The sequence below is a fragment of the Parafilimonas sp. genome, assembly GCF_047606085.1.
Lineage (GTDB): Bacteria > Bacteroidota > Bacteroidia > Chitinophagales > Chitinophagaceae > Parafilimonas.
In genome coordinates this window covers 1-20,330 of sequence record NZ_JASGEX010000200.1, presented here as the reverse complement: position 1 = coordinate 20,330, position 20,330 = coordinate 1, and the positions used below count along the sequence as shown (strand labels likewise).

General features: G+C 42.3%; 16 protein-coding genes. 5 read left to right on the top strand and 11 right to left on the bottom strand.

All coding sequences use genetic code 11. The features are described 5' to 3' along the window. Positions 1–72: 72 nt before the first annotated feature. The 4 genes from tnpA to QM629_RS17780 all read left to right on the top strand — a co-directional run bounded on the left by tnpA (position 73) and on the right by QM629_RS17780 (position 9,465). On the top strand, positions 73–519 hold the full coding sequence (tnpA, locus tag QM629_RS17795; protein ID WP_415161245.1) for an IS200/IS605 family transposase: 447 nt from the start codon (positions 73–75) through the stop codon (positions 517–519). 121 nt (positions 520–640) lie between these two features. After that, on the top strand, positions 641–1,756 hold the full coding sequence (locus tag QM629_RS17790) for an acyltransferase family protein (RefSeq protein WP_415161244.1): 1,116 nt from the start codon (positions 641–643) through the stop codon (positions 1,754–1,756). A gap of 409 nt (positions 1,757–2,165) precedes the next feature. Continuing rightward, entirely contained in the window at positions 2,166–7,022 is a 4,857-nt protein-coding gene (locus QM629_RS17785; protein ID WP_415161243.1) for a translocation/assembly module TamB domain-containing protein, read from the top strand. Between the two features lie 52 nt (positions 7,023–7,074). Then, positions 7,075–9,465 carry a thiamine pyrophosphate-dependent enzyme gene (locus tag QM629_RS17780; RefSeq protein ID WP_415161242.1) on the top strand — a complete coding sequence of 797 codons (2,391 nt, stop codon included), beginning with the start codon at positions 7,075–7,077 and terminating at the stop codon, positions 9,463–9,465. Positions 9,466–9,557: 92 nt separating this feature from the next. On the opposite strand, the gene QM629_RS17775 is transcribed toward QM629_RS17780, so the two are convergent. The 3 genes from QM629_RS17775 to QM629_RS17765 form a co-directional block, all read right to left on the bottom strand. After that, positions 9,558–10,220: a DUF2490 domain-containing protein gene (locus tag QM629_RS17775; RefSeq protein WP_415161241.1), complete on the bottom strand. Its 663-nt coding sequence runs from the start codon at positions 10,218–10,220 to the stop codon at positions 9,558–9,560. Positions 10,221–10,509: 289 nt separating this feature from the next. Further along, the gene (locus QM629_RS17770; RefSeq protein ID WP_415161240.1) at positions 10,510–10,875 is read right to left on the bottom strand and encodes a hypothetical protein; all 366 of its coding nucleotides are present in this window, start codon (positions 10,873–10,875) and stop codon (positions 10,510–10,512) included. A 136-nt stretch (positions 10,876–11,011) separates the two neighbouring features. Continuing rightward, on the bottom strand, positions 11,012–11,800 hold the full coding sequence (locus tag QM629_RS17765; protein WP_415161239.1) for a universal stress protein: 789 nt from the start codon (positions 11,798–11,800) through the stop codon (positions 11,012–11,014). Between the two features lie 190 nt (positions 11,801–11,990). On the opposite strand from QM629_RS17765, the gene QM629_RS17760 reads away from it, so the two are divergent. Then, positions 11,991–12,461, top strand: coding sequence for a pyridoxamine 5'-phosphate oxidase family protein (locus tag QM629_RS17760; RefSeq protein ID WP_415161238.1), 471 nt, complete (start codon positions 11,991–11,993; stop codon positions 12,459–12,461). 86 nt (positions 12,462–12,547) lie between these two features. On the opposite strand, the gene QM629_RS17755 is transcribed toward QM629_RS17760, so the two are convergent. The 8 genes from QM629_RS17755 to QM629_RS17720 all read right to left on the bottom strand — a co-directional run bounded on the left by QM629_RS17755 (position 12,548) and on the right by QM629_RS17720 (position 20,180). Then, on the bottom strand, positions 12,548–12,772 hold the full coding sequence (locus QM629_RS17755) for a hypothetical protein (RefSeq protein ID WP_415161237.1): 225 nt from the start codon (positions 12,770–12,772) through the stop codon (positions 12,548–12,550). A gap of 359 nt (positions 12,773–13,131) precedes the next feature. Further along, positions 13,132–14,256: an aldose epimerase family protein gene (locus QM629_RS17750; protein ID WP_415161236.1), complete on the bottom strand. Its 1,125-nt coding sequence runs from the start codon at positions 14,254–14,256 to the stop codon at positions 13,132–13,134. A gap of 515 nt (positions 14,257–14,771) precedes the next feature. Next, positions 14,772–15,035, bottom strand: coding sequence for a hypothetical protein (locus tag QM629_RS17745; RefSeq protein WP_415161235.1), 264 nt, complete (start codon positions 15,033–15,035; stop codon positions 14,772–14,774). Next, entirely contained in the window at positions 15,036–15,659 is a 624-nt protein-coding gene (locus QM629_RS17740) for a family 43 glycosylhydrolase (RefSeq protein WP_415161234.1), read from the bottom strand. 6 nt (positions 15,660–15,665) lie between these two features. Beyond that, entirely contained in the window at positions 15,666–17,633 is a 1,968-nt protein-coding gene (locus QM629_RS17735) for an alpha-L-arabinofuranosidase C-terminal domain-containing protein (RefSeq protein ID WP_415161233.1), read from the bottom strand. Positions 17,634–18,031: 398 nt separating this feature from the next. Continuing rightward, positions 18,032–18,751 carry an NUDIX hydrolase gene (locus QM629_RS17730; protein ID WP_415161232.1) on the bottom strand — a complete coding sequence of 240 codons (720 nt, stop codon included), beginning with the start codon at positions 18,749–18,751 and terminating at the stop codon, positions 18,032–18,034. Between the two features lie 196 nt (positions 18,752–18,947). Next, positions 18,948–19,124, bottom strand: a complete 177-nt coding sequence (locus QM629_RS17725; RefSeq protein ID WP_415161231.1) for a hypothetical protein — start codon at positions 19,122–19,124, stop codon at positions 18,948–18,950. Positions 19,125–19,148: 24 nt separating this feature from the next. Next, positions 19,149–20,180, bottom strand: a complete 1,032-nt coding sequence (locus tag QM629_RS17720) for an IS3 family transposase (protein ID WP_415161246.1) — start codon at positions 20,178–20,180, stop codon at positions 19,149–19,151. Between the last annotated feature and the right edge of the window lie 150 nt (positions 20,181–20,330).

The window sequence follows — 20,330 nt, the reverse complement described above, 5'->3', positions numbered from 1 at the left end:
TTTAATCTAAAGAATTCCCAGTGGGCTTGCCCCTGGGCCTATGAAGTTAAAAAGATTTTGGAGATTTGATAAATGGCAGAAGCTATATCAAAATCTCACAATGTAAGTGTGTTATTATATCATTTAGTTTGTCCTGCAAAGTATCGGCGGAAAATATTTTCTGAAGAAGTGAGTAGGAGTTTACTGTCGATTTGTTTTGAAATAACTATAAAGTATGAGATTGAATTTATAGAGATAGGAACAGACAATGATCATGTTCATTTTTTGATTCAAGGTATACCAAGGATGAGCCCATCTGAAATTGTAAGGATAGTAAAAAGTATAACTGCAAGAGAAATATACCGCCTACATCCGGAAGTGAAAACAATGCTATGGGGAGGAAATATATGGACAAGTGGTTATTATATCAATACGGTTGGAAAATATGGAACAGAAGAAGTGATAAGGAAGTATGTTGAAAATCAGGGAAGAGAAAAGGAGTATCAACAGATGCATAGCAGTCAGTTGAGGTTGTTCTAAGATACCCAGTGGGTTTGCCCCTGGGTAGTTCATTAAATTCAATCTTCTTCATAGCGATTTCATATTATTGTTTTTTATTGCGGAAGTTGAAATAAAAACATCATACTATTAAAAATTGAACATGCAGCCGGTTGGCCTCAATAATCCTTCATCATCAAGGTTATTATCCCTCGATTTTATGCGTGGCTTTATCATGGTATTGCTGGCGCTGGAAAGCACCGGCTTATATGATCATCTTTTTGATGCATCTTCCGAAGGAAGCATTTTTCATGGCTTCATGCAGCAGTTCTTTCATCATCCATGGAACGGGCTGCGCTTCTGGGACCTTATTCAGCCGGGCTTTATGTTTATGGCGGGTGTTTCTATGGCTTATTCGCTCAGCAGGCAAAGGCAGCAGGGATTTACCAGGAGCATGTCTTTTAAAAAAACACTGAAACGCTGCGGCTGGCTTTTCTTTTGGGGCGTGCTGGATTATGCCGTGCGGGAATCGGGCTTATCCTTTGAATTATGGGATGTATTAACGCAGCTTTCATTCACAACACTGGTTACATTCTTAATATTTGAATGGAGCGCAACCGCGCAAATACTGTTTTGTGTTTTTGTTTTATTGCTTACAGAAATGCTATACCGCTTCAGCAATATTCCCAATTTTAACCAGCCTTTTACTGATCAGCATAATTTTGGAAACTATGTTGATGTATTATTGATGCATAAAATAAATAAGGGCGGCTGGGTAGCTATCAATTGCCTCCCTACATCTGTGCATACGATTGCCGGGGCTTTAACGGGCAGGCTGTTTCTGGGCAATTCAAAGAATAAATTACGGCCTATGTTAATGTGGGCGCTTATTTGCCTGGCCGTTGGCTACAGCCTCGATATGGCGCATATAACGCCCATTATAAAACGCATCGCCACCTCATCGTTTACACTGGCTTCATTGGGCTGGTGCCTGCTTGGTCTGGTATGTTGCTATTGGTGGATTGATGTGCTCGATCATAAAAGGCACCTCCGGTTTTTTATAATTGTGGGCACGAATTCCCTGTTTATTTATTTATTTTTTGAAATAGTGGGCCACCGGTGGTTTAATGATTATGTAATTGCCATAAGCGGCGGATTGATGAAGATAATAAAAGTACCGGCCCTGCCTGCTTCCATCATTTCCTCGCTTTGTATTTTTGCGCTGGAATGGGGCCTGTGTTATTTTTTATATAAAAAGAAAATATTTTTTAAACTGTAAAAACAATAGCAGGTTTTTTGAGCATGGGCAACGTGGTCAATAGGGAATCAATGTCGTTTAGTTAAGGAATGTTTGCAAAGTCCCTCCCGACCATTCGGGAGGGATTTAGGGTGAGGTCAAAACAAGGTTAACTAAACGACATTGAATAGGGAATGGTCAATCAATGCTGTTTAATTAAGGTTTAAATAGTCAATACTCAATGCTCAATATTCGTTTTACCAGTATTTATAATTGCACATTCCTGCCCGTCCGGCAGGGAATATTGTGTTGTTGAATATTGCGTGTTTTTCCTAACTAAACGGCATTGACGCACAATTCGCCATTCACCAATTCAATCTTCATTTTATCTTTACCCGCATAACATATTGGTTTGGTTAAAAATGTATCGAAAATATTGTTGGGTTTAAGCTTGGCAGCAGTTGCATGGATGTATATCTGGCCAAACCTCTTATTGCTCCTGGTAGCCTGCGTGCTCATAGCCTCCCTGTTGCTATGGCCTAAAGCATTCCTGCGCTTTATTATTGGCTTTTTCGCCCTGTTGTTATTGGCCTGGCTGCTGATACAATTGTCGCCTGTACAAAATTTTATTGCCGGCAAAGTCACTTCAAAGCTGTCGGCGGCGTTAAAAACCACCGTGAAAATAGGGGAGGTGAATTTTTCTTTGTTTGATAAGATGAACCTGAGCAACACGCTTATTCTCGACCAGCATAAAGATACCCTGTTAAAAGCCGGCTCCTTAAAACTGCGCATTACCGACTGGTTTTTTTTTAAGAAGCAAATTGAGCTGAAATACATTGGCCTTGAAGATGCTGCCATCAACCAGCAGCGCAACGATTCTGTATGGAATTACCAGTTTTTAATTGACTATTTCTCCCCGCCGAAGGCCAGGCGGCAAAGCAACAGCATCATGCTTAAAATACAGAAGCTTGACCTGAAGAACGTAGTTTATACAAAAAACGACCTGTGGCGCGGGCAGAAAACGGTGCTTAAAACAGGCAGCCTGCTGGTGGATGCCGATAATATTAATCTTTCCAAAAACCTTATTCTTATCAATTCCATTGATATGGATAAAACATCTTATAATATCGAGAACTTCAATGGTATTGATACCACCCAAAAGAAAATAACAAAAAGGGATACAGCGCGGATGTATTTTAACCCCGGCAATTTGCGTATAAGGGTAACTGCCTTAAATATAAAAGATGGCTTTTTTGGCACCGGATGGCGCAACGAAACACCACGCGAAGGCGTTTTTTATGGAAGAAAACTAATGGTGAGCAGGATTAACGGCACTATTAAAAACCTTAGCCTGCTTAAAGATACCATAACGGCAAACATAGACATAGATGCTGCGGAAAGAAGCGGCGTGCATATAAGAAAACTGCAGGCCCAATACAAGCTCACGCCGCAAAAAATGGAATTTTCGAAGCTGCTGTTAAAAACAAATAAAAGTACCGTTACAAACTATTTTGTAATGAAGTATAAAGATTTTAAGAAAGATATGGCCGACTATACCAATAAGGTAGTTATGGCGGCCAGCATAAAAAACAGCCTTGTTTACTCTGATGATATAGCCTATTTTGCTCCTGTCCTGGCCAAATGGAATGAGCGGTTTGTTTTAAATGGAAATTTCAATGGCACCGTTAACGATTTTACCGTTAAAAGCCTGTTTGCAAAGAATGGCAATAACACATACATATCAGGAGACCTGGCCGTAACAAACACCACTGATCCCGTTAAGATAAATATAACTTTAAACGATGCCAATGTACAAACCAACAACCGTGAAATTGCCTTTGTATTGCCTGACCTTGCAACGATCACCTCACCCAACCTTGCTGCTTTGGGCAACGTGCGTTTTGTTGGCAACTTTACAGGAACGCTGAACGACTTTAAAGCAAAAGGCACGCTCGCCAGTGCATTAGGCGGTTTATACACCGATGTTTCTTTTTCTTTCCCAAAGAAGGCAGAGCCTTCATACAAGGGCATCATTCAGACCAGACAATTTAACCTGGGCCGGTTTTTGTCTGTTGCCAATCTTGGCAATGTTACCTTTAACGGTAATATTTCAGGCCGGAGCTTTAAGCTGTCTAAAATATCAACAAAGCTGAATGGTAATTTCGCTTCTTTGGTTTTTAAAGATTATGATTACAAAAACCTGAGTTTTGACGGCGAAATAAAACAGCGGAATTTCCAGGGCGAATTTATTGCTGCCGATACCAATTTCAATTTTACCAGTAATATCGCCATTGACCTGAACGGGGAAGCCCCTTCGTTCAATATCCTGGGCGACCTTGCCAATGCCAATCTCCGCGCTCTGCATTTATCTGAAGACAGTATTGTTGTTGCCGGTTTGCTGGATATGGACTTCCAGGGCCATAACATTGATGACTTTCTTGGGTTTGCCAAAATATTGAATGCCTCCGTTAAGCGAAACAGCCAGCAATTGTATCTGGATTCAATTACCCTATCCACTTCACTCGATTCAAACAATGTAAAAGTACTGAGGCTTGAAAGCCGGGAATTATCCGCATCGGTGGAAGGGCAGTATAAAATATTGCAGTTGCCGCAAAATTTCCAGGCTTTTCTCAACCGTTATTATCCTTCCTATATCAATCCTCCAAAAAATGAGCTGGGCAACCAGAATTTTAAAATATCTGTGCGCACAGGCGATTTTGAAAACTATGCCAAAATAATTGACTCCAATTTTTCAGGTTTTGATGATGCGCTTTTAACCGGGCGCATAAGCAATGTAAATGGCCGGCATATAAATTTCAATATCAATATTCCTTTTGCGAAGTATAAAAACCTGTCGCTCGAAGATGCGAAATTTACCGGCGATGGCGATGAAGACAGCCTGTTGCTTACAGGCAATCTCGGCAGGTTTTATGTAAGCGACAGCACATTTTTCCCAAATACGAAAATATCCGTCAGGTCTGCAAACGATCTGTCGCATGTACTTGTATCTACAAGCGCCAATACAACTTTAAACTATGCGGAACTGGATGCCGATGTACGCACTTTACCGGAGGGCGTAAGCATTAATTTCCATCCTTCGAGCTTTGTATTGAATAACAAAAAATGGAATCTGCAAAACCAGGGCGAAGTGATGATTAAAAAGAATGCTTCTTCTGCAAAGAATATGAAGTTTACGCAGGGTTTCCAGGAAATTTCGATTGAATCGGTGCCGGATGAAACCGGCGCTTCCAATGCGCTTGCCGTGAAGCTGAAAGATGTGGATATTGGCGATATAATGCCCCTGTTTGTAAAAAACCCGCTGATGGAAGGCGTTGCAAACGGCAATGTTTATTTCAGGAATATTTATACAAAACTTACTGCCGACGGGCAAATACACCTTACACAGTTCAGGCTGAACAATGATTCAATAGGCCTCATTGACCTTTCCACAAAATACAATGCGGATGTAGGGAAAATTATATTCAGCATAAAATCAAACAGCGAAACTTTTGTGCTGAACAGCGACGGGCAGTACGACCTGCGGGATTCAACCAATAAGCCGCTTGCAACCACCATGCACCTTGATCATGCAAAGGTGGGCATTCTAAACAGTTTTCTGGGAACGATCTTCGATGATATTACAGGCCTTGCTACAGGCACCATACATCTAAACGGGAGCTTTAAAGACCTGCATTTAACCGGTAAGGCGCATCTTGACAGCGGGGCGCTTACCGTTAGATACACGCAGGTGCGCTACTTTATTCCTTCCGCAGATTTTGTGTTTTATGATGACCGGCTTGATTTTGGAAGCTTTACCATAAAAGATAAGTTTGGCAATACAGGAAAAGTATCGGGCGTATTGAATGAAACGGCTTTTAAAAACAACAGCTATGCATTTAATATGTCAACAGATAAATTGTTATTGCTTGATACAAAAGCAAAAGATAATCCTTTGTTTTACGGCGATGTTACCGGCAAAGCCAATGTAAGCCTGAATGGCCCGCAGGAAAATATGCAGATGTCTATTTCGGGCGAACCAACGGATGCATCGCATGTTTACATTCAAACCAATACAAGCAAGAAAAGCGCTGACGCCGATTTTATAATCTTTAAGCAATACGGCGGGCAGCCAAAAACAGATTCCGCTGCCGCTATAACCAACCTGAACATTAATCTTGACCTTACTGCCAATAATAAAGTGACCTTATCGGTAATACTCGATGAGCTTACAGGCGATATTATTGAAGCAACCGGCAATGGCAGGATGCTGATTAAAGTGCCCGCTATCGGCGATGTTTCCATGACAGGGCGTTATAATATAGAACAGGGAAATTATAATTTCAATTTTCAATCGCTGGTGAAGAAGCCGTTTGAGCTGATACCTGACCAAAACAGCTATATAGAATGGAATGGCAATCCTTATAATGCACTTATAAATATTACGGCCAGATACACGGCCAAGAATGTATCGGTAAGCGACCTGGTAAGCAGCTCGGGTTTCCTGCTCGATCAAAGCATTTCAGGCTACCGGGGCGATGTGTATGTTATAGCAGGCCTGGTGGGAAAGCTTACACAGCCGCAAATTAAGTTCAGGCTCGATTTTCCGGAAGGCAGCGCCATCCGTTCCAACGATAACTTCAACAGGCTGCTTGCAAAAATGGAAAGCGATGAAAACGAAATGCTCAAGCAGGTTACCTGGCTTATTGTTTTTGATTCTTTTTCTCCTTACGGGGAAATTTCGAGCAGCCAGACCTTTGTGCAATCAACGGCCTACAATACCATTTCCCAGAAAATTGCCAGTGTGCTGAACAGCAAGATCTCCGACCTGCTGTACAGCCTTACCGGCGACCGCACGCTGCATTTTGACGTGGGCGCCAAAACATACAGCAGCTATAGCATTAGCGGCACTTCATCGAGCAGCAATACCTTAGACAGGACCGCCGTGGAATTAAAGCTCAACAAAAGCCTTTTAAACAATAAGCTGATCATAACATTTGGCGGCGATCTTGATTTTAATGTAAGTAGCACAGCCGCCGCCTCTGCCACCAATAATAATTTACAATGGCTGCCCGATATATCCGTTCAGATCGTTCTGTCAAAAGACAGAAAATTACGTGCTATTGTATTCAATCACAGCAGTCTGGGCGCCACCAATACCGGCACCATCGGCCGCGTTACAAGGCAGGGCGTCAGCATCTCATATACACGTGATTTTGACAGGCTCTTTGGTAAAGACTTTGATGAAAGCTATTTTATAACGCCGCCGGCCACAGATACAACGCAACAACGGCAAAAGCGCCGGAAGTAATCTTGTTTTTCAGCCTTAAAACGGTTATAACCATAATACTTACATTTGCCACATGGACAACTTTGCCGCAAATGCCCTGCAGGAAAATATGCTTTCGTATGAAGGCTTTCGCCATGCAGTGCTTGAAGATTACCGCATTGTAGTAGAAAGCCGCGAAACCAGCCTGCTTGGCCGTAAAGAAGTGCTTACCGGCAAAGCCAAGTTTGGCATTTTTGGCGATGGAAAAGAAGTGGCGCAGGTAGCTTTATCCAAGTTTTTTCAGCCGGGCGATTTTCGTTCGGGCTACTATCGCGACCAGACCTGGATGTTTGCTTCGGGCATAGGAAACATACAGCAGTTTTTTGCACAGATGTACGCCGACCCGAATATGGAACATGATCCCTTTAGTGCAGGCAGGCAAATGGTAAGCCATTTTGCAACGCCCAATACAGATGAGAACGGCGAATGGCTGAACCTTACCGTTCAAAAAAATGTGGCCGCCGATATGGCTCCTACTGCAGCCCAGATGCCGCGCAGCGTGGGCCTTGCCTTTGCTTCCAGATTGTTCCGCAACAGCGAAACCTTAAAACCATTCACACATCTATCCAATAATGGCAACGAAGTATGCTTTTGCACCATAGGCGATGCTTCCACCTCGGAAGGCCATTTCTGGGAAACTGTTAATGCAGCAGGCGTTATGCAAATACCGCTGGCCATATTTGTGTGGGATGACGGGTATGGCATTTCTGTTTCAAAAGAAAAACAAACCACCAAGGGCTCTATTTCCACAGCGCTGAAAGGCCTGCAAAAAAGGCCGGGCACAAACGGTATTGATATTTATACAGTGAAAGGCTGGGATTATGCAGGTATGTGCGAGGTGTTTGAAAATGGCATTCATAAAATCAGGGAAACACATACGCCTGCCATTTTTCATGTAGAGGAATTAACACAGCCGCAGGGCCACTCTACATCAGGAAGCCATGAGCGCTATAAAAGCCCTGAACGGTTGCAATGGGAAAGGGATTGGGATTGTTTGAAGAAAATGCGCGAATGGATAATAGAAAATAATATCGCAACAAACAACGAGTTGGTTGAAATTGAAATTGAAGCGAAGAAAAAGGTATTGCAAAGCCGCACCAATGCCTGGAAAGAATATATACAGCCCATTAAAGAGCAGGCAGCCAAAGTTATTAAGCTGGTGCAGGCCGTTACGGTAAATGATATAGATACCTTCAACCAGTTGCAAACGCTGGCAAAGCAGTTGCAAAAGCATACCGAGCCCCTGCGCAAAGATGTGATGAAGACAATGGCTGCGGCTGTAGCGGTTGCTAAAAACTATCCCGGCCACAGCGGCCTGCTTGATTATTACCAGCAATTAAAAGATTTAAACAGATCGCTTTATAACAGTTGTCTTTATAATGAAGGGCCAAAGGCTGCTGTAAAAATAAAAGCGGTGCAGGCCGAATATGGCGCCGGTTCCACCGTGGTTAATGGCTATGAAGTATTGAATAAATATTTCGACCTGCTTTTAAACAACGATGCAAGGGTGGTGGCTTTTGGGGAAGATGTAGGCCTGATAGGCGATGTGAACCAGGCTTTTGCCGGCCTGCAGCTAAAATATGGCGATAACAGGGTTTTCGACACAGGCATTCGCGAATTAACCATAATGGGGCAGGGGATAGGCCTTGCCCTGCGGGGTTTGCGGCCTATAGCCGAAATTCAATACCTCGATTACGTGGTGTATGGGCTGGAGCCGCTCACGGACGATGTGGCTTCCTTGCATTACCGCACAAATGGTTTAATGAGCTGCCCCCTTATCGTGCGCACACGCGGCCACAGGCTTGAAGGCATCTGGCACAGCGGTTCGCCCATGGGCATGATTATTAATGCTGTTCGCGGTATGTATGTATGTGTGCCGCGCAATATGGTGCAGGCTGCCGGCATGTATAATACCTTATTGCAGGGCAATGACCCGGCAATTGTAATTGAAAGCCTGAATGGTTACCGCTTAAAAGAAAAACTACCTTCCAACCTGCTTGATTTCAGGGTGCCATTAGGCGTGCCTGATATATTAAAAGAAGGGGAAGATGTAACCCTTGTTTCTTATGGCTCTGTGCTGCGCATTATTATGGATGCCGCGGCCAGGCTTGAAAAAGAAAACATAAGCTGCGAGGTGATTGATGTGCAAACCCTGCTGCCGTTTGATATGGATCATTCAATAGTACATTCTCTTAAAAAAACAAACCGCATCATCTTTATTGATGAAGATGTGCCCGGCGGCGCTGCTGCTTTCATGTTTAATAAAGTGATGGAAGAGCAGCAGGGCTACCGTTACCTGGATGTAGCTCCCAGAACCATAACAGCCAAAGCGCACAGGCCGGCTTACGGCAGTGACGGCGACTATTTCAGCAAGCCCAATGCAGAAGAAATTTATGAGGCGGTGCTTGCATTAATGGCAGAATAGGTTTATTATGGCAATAAGCAATCTGTATAATATTTCCTGCCATAACTGCACGCAAACAAACTCCTGCACATTCATATAAAAGAAACCAAAAACTATTTTTTTCTGAAATACGGTTTATAATAAAAGAACAGCCGCAAAGTGTTGTTGTGGTTATATTGGTAACCGTTAGCCTTTTGCTGATATACCTGCATATAACCAAAATCGAAATACAATGAATGGGTTATATTTTGTTTTATACCAATAAAAATCCTGTTTTGGTAGAATGTGTTATATACGATGTCTTTTCCAAACTGAATATGCAGTTCATCAGCAAGCACGGGGGCGGGAACATAAAATTTTTTTGAAACAGGGGAAGTGAAATTGCCCAGTAACCTCACGCGGTCAGAAAAGATGATGCCTCCTTTTTTATCATTTATTATACGTTGCTGCCAGCGTTGTTCATTGAGCAGCCTTACATAAATGCCAATACTATTTTTCTTTTTTTTGCTAACATACTGTACCTGCTGGTAAATCCAGTCGCCGTCGGAATACTGATGCAGGTTGCCTGATGCTGGCGCTATCCATATACGGGTGTAGCCGGCGGCTACAGAAATTTTATCGCTCAGCCAGTAAACAGCGCCTATTCGCACAAGGGAAAAATTGTTCGTGGCAAAAAAATGGTTGGTGCGTAAATGCAAATCGTTCATTATGCCCCATTTCCTGCCTATGCGCATGTAAGCGTTTAAGCTAACCCAGGTTTGATAATTGTTTATCACTTCCTTATCCTGTCCCTGTACAGGATTGAATAAGCCAGAGAAAAAAAATGCGGTTGCTGCAATCAGTAATTTGTAATTATTGTGTGCAAGAAGCAGGTTTGTATTTTTGGAGCGCCCTATTTTCGTTCGTGCATATTTGTTTTTTCAGTTGTCTCATGCCTGTCCCGAACTTGCTTCGGGAGAACCTCGCTATGCACATTTCCCTGTGTGAGAAAAAATTATCATGCTCGGTTTCATTCGTACAGGTTTGTTTTTCCCCTGTGTGAAAAATGCATTTTACATGAACGTTTCATTGTGATTGAAAATGCCGGCTTATCTCTTCGCCTTCGCAGTTTTGCTGGTATAGCGACCAGTTATTGGTTAAAGAAGTTTCAACCCACACATTTCCCGATCTTCTGAATATCTCTGCTTGCAGCCCGATTGATGAGAAGCTTTCTTCCAGTTCGGCTACCGTGGTACCGGCGGTTATAACAATGGTGGCTTTTAAATCGTGGTTAATGATTTGCCCGAGGGGCTGTTTAAACGGCAGCCGCTCTTTTTTAAAACTGCCTGCAAATGGTTTTTTGTAAAGCTCAATTTTTAAAAACGGATAGCTGGCCGTAAACGATTTACAGATATCTTCAATTTTACTTTCCTGGTTTATAAATAATTTCATTCGTGCATATTTGTTTTTTCAGATGTCTCATGCCCGCCTGACCGGCCAGTCGGTCAGGGAACCTCGCTATGCACATTCCCCTGTGTGAGAAAAAATTATCATGCCCGGTTTCATTCAGGCTTTATTAGCTTTTATATTATCGTATGGTCATTACGGTTACCGGTGAATTAAAGATTACCTGCTTCGTTTCACTCTTATGAAAGAAAAGATGCTTTTTGGGAAAAGTAATTATCATATCCACCTCATTGTTTTCAGCATACATTAAAATGCCGCGCTGCACATTTCTGCATTTGAGAAAATGAAACACAGGGTTTAAATGTTCCAGCCTGGCCTTGAGCGTTATGGCTTCAGCAGCGCTTTCATCGTACTGTTTATCGTTGTTAATATGCAAAATGTGCAGCCTTGCATTAAAAGCATTAACGGCTGTTGTAATTTTTTCTGCCGGCAATTTATCAATGTCTTTTAAATCGGTAGCCAGCACAATTTTCTGCACCGGCCTGTATTGGGTGTCGGGAGGAACAATGATCACCGGGTAATTAAGATGCCTTGATAAATGAATGGTAATGCTTTCCATAAAGAACTGCGTTTTGGCATTCGCGCCATGGGTTGCCATTACCACAGCAAAGGGCTGCCTTCTGTCGCAAATCTTTATTACTTCATTTTCAATAATGCCCGGCACCGCTTTAAAGCGTATTTTAATTGTGTTGCCGGTTCTTTTAACAAGCTTGTCCTTCAACCGTATAAATTTTCTGTCAATGCTGGTTTCGGTCTCGTTAAAATCGTCCGTGGAGAAGCTTAGTATTTCAGCCTCTGTTGCATGCAATACCAGCAGGTTAAGCTTCAATGCTGCCGCCATATCCGCAGCGTAGTGCACAGCGTTTAAAGAAACCGCCGTAAAATCTGTGGGCGCAATAATTGTGTTCATAAACCCGCATTTAAGCAGTAAAATTATCAGGGCGCCTATTGCATTAGAATGATGAAACTTCTGAAAAAATATGATTGTAATCAATTTATTTAAATGCCGGTAAATTTTTTAGAATAGGGGGATTTATCATTTTTGCCAAACAGGTACTGTTATAAACAGCGCTGAAGTTTCATTAATAAAATAATACAATATGTTTGGAGAATTGGGCGCAGAAGCCATAGATGTAATATTGCACCACCAGTTAGTTGGCCAGATTGGCTGCCATGCAAATGATACGACTTATGTGGTGCCAATAAGCTATGCATTTAAAGACGATTATATTTATGCGCTTAGCCAGGAAGGGATGAAAATTGATATCATGCGCCTGAACCCAAAAGTTTGTTTTGAAGTGCACACCATGGAAAATATGGCCAACTGGCAGTGCGTGGTGGTTTGGGGCGATTATGAGGAGTTAACAACCGAGCCCGACAGGGAAGATGCCATAAAGATTCTGTTAAACCGCGAATTACCGGTTATTTCAACCGCCAAAGCACACATAACGCCCGACTGGCCGGTTATACCGGAAAAGGATTTAAGCCAGAGTGTAAAGGGCGTTGTGTTTCGTATTAAGATAACAAAGAAAACCGGCCGCTACGAAAACCACGAGTATATACCATATTAGTTTGCTGTGTTAATTCTAATTTGTATGGTATTTAAGGAGTGCATTATGCGTGCATAACGCATAGGCGTTTACTCAATATTGTGTTGCTATGTAAGGGCGCTGGTTTTCCAGAATTCATCCGCAAAATTATCATTACAGGCAACGCCGGCGGCTGCCTGCAGTTTGTTGCCAACTTCTTTTAATTGTTCTGCAGTAAGTATATTTTCGAGGTGCGGGAATAATACCCTTTCTTCATAACGGACGTAGTTATCAACCGCGTTCGCCAATATTTTTAATTGCAATGCCTGAACAATTGCTGCATCCGCATGCATATCTTCTTTTTTAATGCCGCGGGCCAGAGTCTGTCAACCAGTATGCGAAAGCCATCTGCTTTTCCATGGGCGCATAAGCCCTTTTTAACTGTATGCCCATTAACGCACAATTTTAAACGGTGAAATAATTTTTGCTTCCATTATTGCGGCAATGCTTGTGGCTTTTTCTTTGGCAATATTTGCCTTTTTGCCCTCAAACAATTCATCAACTGGCTTCATCCATAAATCCACCTGCTTTGCAGGTGGTAGTTTAACTTGTATATAAGCCTGAATTCAGTTTTACACTTAAAAATTGGTACGATCTTACATTCACGTTTGACGACTGACATTTCACGAAAATTCTCATCATTCATTACTCATCATTTCTCCACGCTCAGCTTATATTCGGTAACTGAATGATAGGTTTGTCCCGGCTGTAAAATGGTGGACGGGAAATCCGGTTTGTTTGGCGAATCCGGGAAATGCTGTGTTTCCATGCAAAGCGCAGTATGAATCAGCAACGGATTGCCATCATGGTTTGTGAATTTTCCATCTAAGAAATTACCGGTATAAAACTGCAAACCCGGTTCTGTTGTATAAACCTCAAGCGTACGGCCGCTTACCGAGTCGCTTAAAGCCGCTACTTTTTGTAAGGAAGCATCTTTTCTGTTCAATACAAAATTATGGTCGTAGCCGCCAGGCACTGAGTTAAAGTCCTGCCCGATTTTTTTAGCGGTTGTAAAATCAAACGGCGTGCCTTTCACCTCTTTTAATTCGCCTGTAGGAATTAATGTAGAATCAACCGGTGTGTATTTATCTGCATCAATTTGCAGGTAGTGGTCAAGAATTGTATTTTTTACATTTCCTGTTAAATTGAAATAGCTGTGATTGGTTAAATTAACCGGCGTTGGCTTATCTGTTGTTGCAGTATATTCAATCTTCAAACCATTATCATCGGTTAGGGTATAAACAACCGTAACATCAAGGTTGCCGGGATAGCCTTCTTCGCCATCTTTGCTCACATATTTTAAAGTAAGCGATGGTTGTGCTGAGTCGGGAACGCCTGCAGCCCATACCACTTTATCAAAACCTTGTATGCCGCCGTGCAAACTGTTGGGGCCGTTATTGGCTGCGAGCTTATACGTTGTTCCGTTCAATGTAAATTGTGCTTTGCCAATGCGGTTGCCATAGCGCCCGATCAATGCGCCGAAGTAAGGCGGATCCTGCCGGTACGAGCTTAAGCTGTCGAAGCCAATGATAATACTGTTTTTATTGCCGCTTTTATCCGGCGAAACCCAGGATGTAATTGTACCGCCATAATTGCTTATGGTAACCACATCGCCTGCTTTGTTGGCAAGCGTGTACAGGTAAACCTGTTTGCCGTCCACTTCGCCCCATTCTTTTTTTGTTGTGCCTATAGTTGCTGAAGTTTCGTGTTGTTTTTCATTGCAGGACGCAAAAGCAATCGTTGCTATTATTAAACCTGCATTAAACCATTTTGCCATGTTTCTTTTTTTGAAATGATGAATAAGACCTCACCCTCATTCCCTCTCCACAGGTGGATAGGGATGCCCCTGTTCAAAGAGGCATTATTTATTTGTACAACGGGTTTTAAAATTTTTAAGAAGCCTGCAATGTTTTCGCTTGCTCTGCGAAGTCTCCGGACCATAGCTGTTAGAAACCATTTTCTTAAAGCCTCATAGAGGCTTAATGTGTGTACAATGCTGCCCGTAATGTTTCTTTACCGTTCCATTGGAACGGAACGTTTACACGCACCACACCTACGGTGTGGAAATCCCCCTGGCACAATTATTTCTGCACACGTGGGCGATCATACGGATCGCTAATGCAGGGTTCGAATACTTCAGGTCTCCTGACTTCGCAGTTGCTATGCGTGAAGCCTCCGGCTTCAAACAAGCAATCACCAAACATAATCTATAATCTTTTTATTGCGCCGCTAATTAAATATATGCATTGCAATATGCTTCAACAATCTGTTTCAATTTTTAATGCAAACATCTCAATTCTTCACCGGATTGGGCGCAACAGGCCAGTTATTTACCCAGTTTATTTCTTCTATCCGCAGCTTTGACCTGCCATTATCATGTGCATCATAACCATGAAACACAAGGTAATCAGCGCCATTGAAATTTGCCACGGCATTGTGGCCCACACCATTCCAGTTTTTATCACTTTCCAATACCAGCGAGCCTCCGCCAATGTTCATTGGTATGCCATCTTTATCAATGTATGGCCCGTAAACATTTGCGCTGCAGCCAACCAATTATTTTATATGTGCTTTTTTCGCCGCGGCATCACCGGCAACGCTGTCGGGCAAAATATAATTTCCTGGGCGGCTGGCAACAGTAAACCATTTTTCAGGTTCAGCGGGTTTAGTTAAACTGGTGTTGAGCTTAACCAGTTTTATACCATTCCAGAATGAGCCAAATGCAAGCCAGGGCTCATTTTCAGCCATGATCAAATTTGGATCAATGGCATTCCACATATCTCTTCCCGGCACCGATTCAATTACTTTGCCATGATCAATCCAGTTAAAATTTTTATCGGAAGGATCTGATGTTCTATTAGTGGCAACACCAATAGCCGATGTGTTTTTTCCAAAGGAAGATACTGCATAATACAAATAATAATATTGCCTGTTATGATAGCTGACATCAGGCGCCCATTGCGGCGCGGCGCTGAAAACAGGATTTTCTTTTTTCCAGTGCTGCATATCAGGTGCAGAAAAAACGGATATGCCAAAGCCGGTGCAGAAAATATAATACGTACTATCCTGCCGTATAATAACAGGGTCATGCACAGGTATGGATGTATCTGCCTGGGCATGGCTTAATAAACATGAAATCAAACTGAAAAACAAACATGCTATTTTATAAAGTTTGTTCATCCGTTATTACTGCATCTTTATACGAATAACCGTAAAGGAATATGGGCTTAATATTATATTCAACCGCCTGCCTTTTACATCTGCTTCACTTGTTTGCGGGCTTACGTTTTGCGGCGATTCAATTGAATTAACTGCGTCAGGATCGTTGTTTTGAAGCGTGATTACCATTGCCTTTGCAGACAGTTTCTTTTTGCTGTCAATGCTTATTTGTTTTGATACTGTTCCGGCAGATGCATTTACAATTTTCAATATCAGTTCATTTGCCGCTGCATCAGTTACAGCCGAGGCGTACAAACTGTCTTTCCCTTTCAGGGCTTCATTGTTTGAAGTAACAGGCACAACATTGGTGCCTTTGTTGCAGGCAAATAACTGCTGCACGTAGTAATCAGGCGTGCCATACGAATATAAATTATTAAACCATATTAAATCCGGCGTCCATTGCCAGCCATCAACGTGCGCAAATAATGGCGCGTAAGAAGTCATTATTACAACGTCTGCATTGCGCTCAAGCCCGGTCATGAAAGCAGCTTCAGATAAAGCGCACAGCCAGTTATTTTTATTTAAAGGGCTAACTGTTGATACGCTGTGCGCAGCATATTCGCCGGCAAAGATCTTTGGCCCGTTTCTGTCATAATTATCATAGCGGCCCGCATTGTTTTGAAACCAGGATGCCGGGCGGTAATAATGCTCATCCAGAATATCAGCATGCAGCGCACGCAGCGTATCATTCAGGAAATCAAATTTTTCACCATCAGGATCAGGGCCTGTACTGTTCACCAGTTCTATATCAGGATACTTTGATTTAATGGCCTTTGTAAATATTTTATAACGCTCCACATATTGCGGCCCCCACTGTTCATTGCCCACGCCCATTAGTTTAAGATTAAAAGGAGCAGGATGACCCATTGCTGCGCGCAGATGCCCCCATTTTGTTGAAACGTCGCCGTTGGCAAATTCAATCAGGTCAAGCGCATCCTGTATGTATGGGTGGAGCTGGGTGGTATCAACCACTTCCGCAGAATTAAACTGGCAGGCCATACCGCAGTTTAAGATGGGCAATGGCGAAGCGCCAATATCTTCGGCCAGTTGAAAATATTCGTAAAAACCAAGGCCAAAACTTTGAAAATAATCAGGTGTTTGGCGATGGGCAAATTCCGTGTTCCACCGGTTTACAATAACTTTTCTTTCTTCCACAGGGCCTACTGTTTTTTTCCATTGGTACCGGTTTGCCAAATCTCGTCCTTCCACAATACAACCGCCGGGAAAGCGGATGAAGCCTGGTTTCATATCAGCTAATAACTGTACTAAATCTGCACGCAAACCATTAGGCCTTTCTTTCCAGGTATGCTGCGGAAATAAGGAGATCATATCAAAGTCTGCAACGCCCTGCCCTTCAAACCAAACATTCAATTTTGCTTTTAATTCAGTTGCGCCGGCGGCAAAACTTGTTTTGTATTGCTTCCAATCGTTTCCGGAAATAGTGATGGATTGAGATTCTCCCAGTACTTTTCCTGTACTGTCAATCAATTGTACATGCAGGGTAATACTGCCGGTTTCATTTTTAGCCCAGACCGTAAAGTTGTATTGTTCGTTTTGTTTGATGCCCATGCCGCGAAAACCTTCGTTGGTTAAACCGAATTTCCCGGTTGTGGTATTGCGCGTAACCCTTATGTAGCGCGGGTTTGCACTGTCTGTTTCCAGCCTGTTGGTAACGAGGATGCTCCCGGTGGCCGGCGTTGCCTGCTGTATTGCCCAGCCCATTAACGGATTGAAAAATTCAAATGAACGGTTCTTTACCAGTTCTGCATATAAGCCGCCATCTGCTGCCAGGTTGATGTCTTCAAAAAATATTCCCCACATAGTTGGCCGGATTGTTGCGGCGGGCTTATCTGCTTTTACAATCAGTGGTTGCGCCTGCACCATGCAGGCGCAAAATGATAAAACGGCTGAAAGAATTATTTTTATCATTTTCATTCGTACAAGTTTGTTTTTTCAATGATCTCATGGAACCTCGCTATGTACATTCCCCTGGTGTGAGAAAAAATTATCATGCTCGGTTTCATTTTACTGAATTCTGTTTAGATGATAAATAAGCCTGGCATATATTTTTTACATAGCAGCAAAGGGATCTGGCAGAAACCAGTTCCCGACTTTTTATTAGACAAAAAATAAAAAATTTATTAAAAAGTTGATACAGGCTTTTGGCCCTGTGGTCAATTTTCATATAGCATTTGGTTATCATTCAGGCATATAACTGCTTGCTGTAGATTTTAAAGCGTACTAAAGTAGCACACATTTTTTAATTGTCAAAAAAACATTTATTTTTTGGATAATGCCATAACGTTATCCTTACAAACGCACCGGCTAAAAAATTATTTTACCTGTACTTCGGGATTTGGTATAAAATTCAGAAAGGAATTAAATTTAAGCTGGTATTTCCTCTTATCGAGCTTGTAATAAAAGGCGCCTTTTTTCGAGCCGTTTTTTTCTTTGTCTTTTTGCCTGATGAGCAAGGCTGTGGATAAAATTTTTCTGCTAAAGTTACCTTTATCCAGTATTTTATTATAAACATCCTCGTACAGGGTCTGCAATTGCGGGATGGTGAATTTTTCAGGCAGCAGCTCAAACAATACGGGATGAAAAGCTGCTTTATAACGCAGTTTTTCCTTTGCCATTTCAATCATTTCTTTATGGTCGAAAATAAGGGAAGGCAATTTTTTAAGCGGGAACCATTCGGCGCTGTATTCATGGCTTATCTGTTCTTCGTATTGGTTGATATCTATTAATGCGAAATACGCCACAGAAACCGTGCGCTCAGTTGGGTCGCGATGGGGATCGCCAAAAGCGGAAAGCTGTTCAAGATAAATATCCGATAAGCCGGTAAGCTGTTTCAGAATGCGGGCCGCTGCCTGGTACAGTGTTTCTTCAGGTGTTACGAACCCGCCCATCAGGCTCCACCTGCCTTTCTGAGGCTCGAAGCTTCTTTTAATGAGGAGTAATTTCAAATGCGTGCCATCAAAACCAAAAATAATACAGTCCACTGCCACTAACATCCGGTTTTGATTTGTATAACGTTTCGATTGCATGGTCATTAATGGTTGGCAATTTTATATGTTATTGTAAATGAGGATTGTCAAAAATATTTTATAAATAATAAATGCAGGCAAAAATAATTGTCTTGCTGATAAAAATAACCAACAGCAAGATGGCTATGGTTTCTTGCTGTTGGATGTTTTCAGGTATTAAAATAATAACACGCCCGTTCAGGTAACAAACGAAGCATTATTATTAATTCTGTACTAACTGTATATAATATATTTCGAAATAACTTCCGGGATCGCCGTCGCCCACCATATTCCCTAAAAAGCCTATTGAAATAACCTGCGGCTCGGCAATGGTAAAATCAAAGCTTTTTGTTTCAGTTGCATTAGGTGAAGTAGCGCCAATTGTTGCACCATTGTACATTTTGTAAGCGTCCCTTATTTTCGGTCAGTTCGAAATTAGAGTTTTTGATTTAAGTTTTGTTTTCTGTTCCACCGCGTTATCCACTACCCGCTGCGCTTCAATTTGAGTGTTTCGGCTTGCGGGTGTGGATAACGCTACACCATAAACCTTTTGGCGCCGGGCTTCCAGTTCTGCGCATACTTCTTTGTATTCGCCTGGTGTCATGTACTGCAAGGCTTTATGGGGCCTTTGGGTATTGTAATCTATGCGCCACTCTTCGGCCATTATTCTTACTTCGCTTAGTGAGCTGAATAAATATGCATTCAGCAGTTCGCGCCGGATACTTCCGTTTTTTCTTTCGATATAAGCGTTTTGCATCGGTTTGCCTGGCTGTATATATTGCAGTGTTATCTGTTTTTCTTTGCACCAATCCTGTAAGCTATGGGCGATAAATTCCGGGCCGTTATCACAACGAATGTTGCCGGGCTTCCCTTTTTGAATCACCAACTGTTCAAGCACTCTTTGCACTCTTAATGAGGGCAAAGATGTGTCTGCTTCTATAGCCAAAGACTCCCGGTTAAAATCGTCTATTACGTTGAACAGCCTAAAATTCCTGCCGTCCTTTAATGTATCACTCATAAAATCTATGCTCCATGTTTGATTAATGCTGGTAGCCATGCCCAGCTTCTGTTTTACACGTTCCGGCAGCCTGTGCCTGGGCTTGCGGCGTATGTTCAATTTCATAGTTCTATACACCCTTCTTAGGCGTTTATGGTTCCATTTGTTACCGGCTTTGCGAAGACGGTGATAGCATTGCCAAAAACCAATGACCGGATGTTTTTTAACCAATTCGTCCAGCGCATCTTCTATCTGCTTATCGTCCCTGGCTTTATGTTCATAACCATAATTACTGCGTGGCAGCTGCACCATTGCACATGCCTTGCTGATACTACACTGCTGTTCTTTTACAAAGTATTCAGCAGCCGCTTTCTTTTCAGCAGGCGTTACAACTTTTTTGCAATAAAACTCTTTGCTGCATTTAGTTGAAAACTCACTTCGGCATACAGTTGTTTGTATTGGCTTAGTTCTGCCTCCAACTCTTTAATCTAAAGAATTCCCAGTGGGCTTGCCCCTGGGCCTATGAAGTTAAAAAGATTTTGGAGATTTGATAAATGGCAGAAGCTATATCAAAATCTCACAATGTAAGTGTGTTATTATATCATTTAG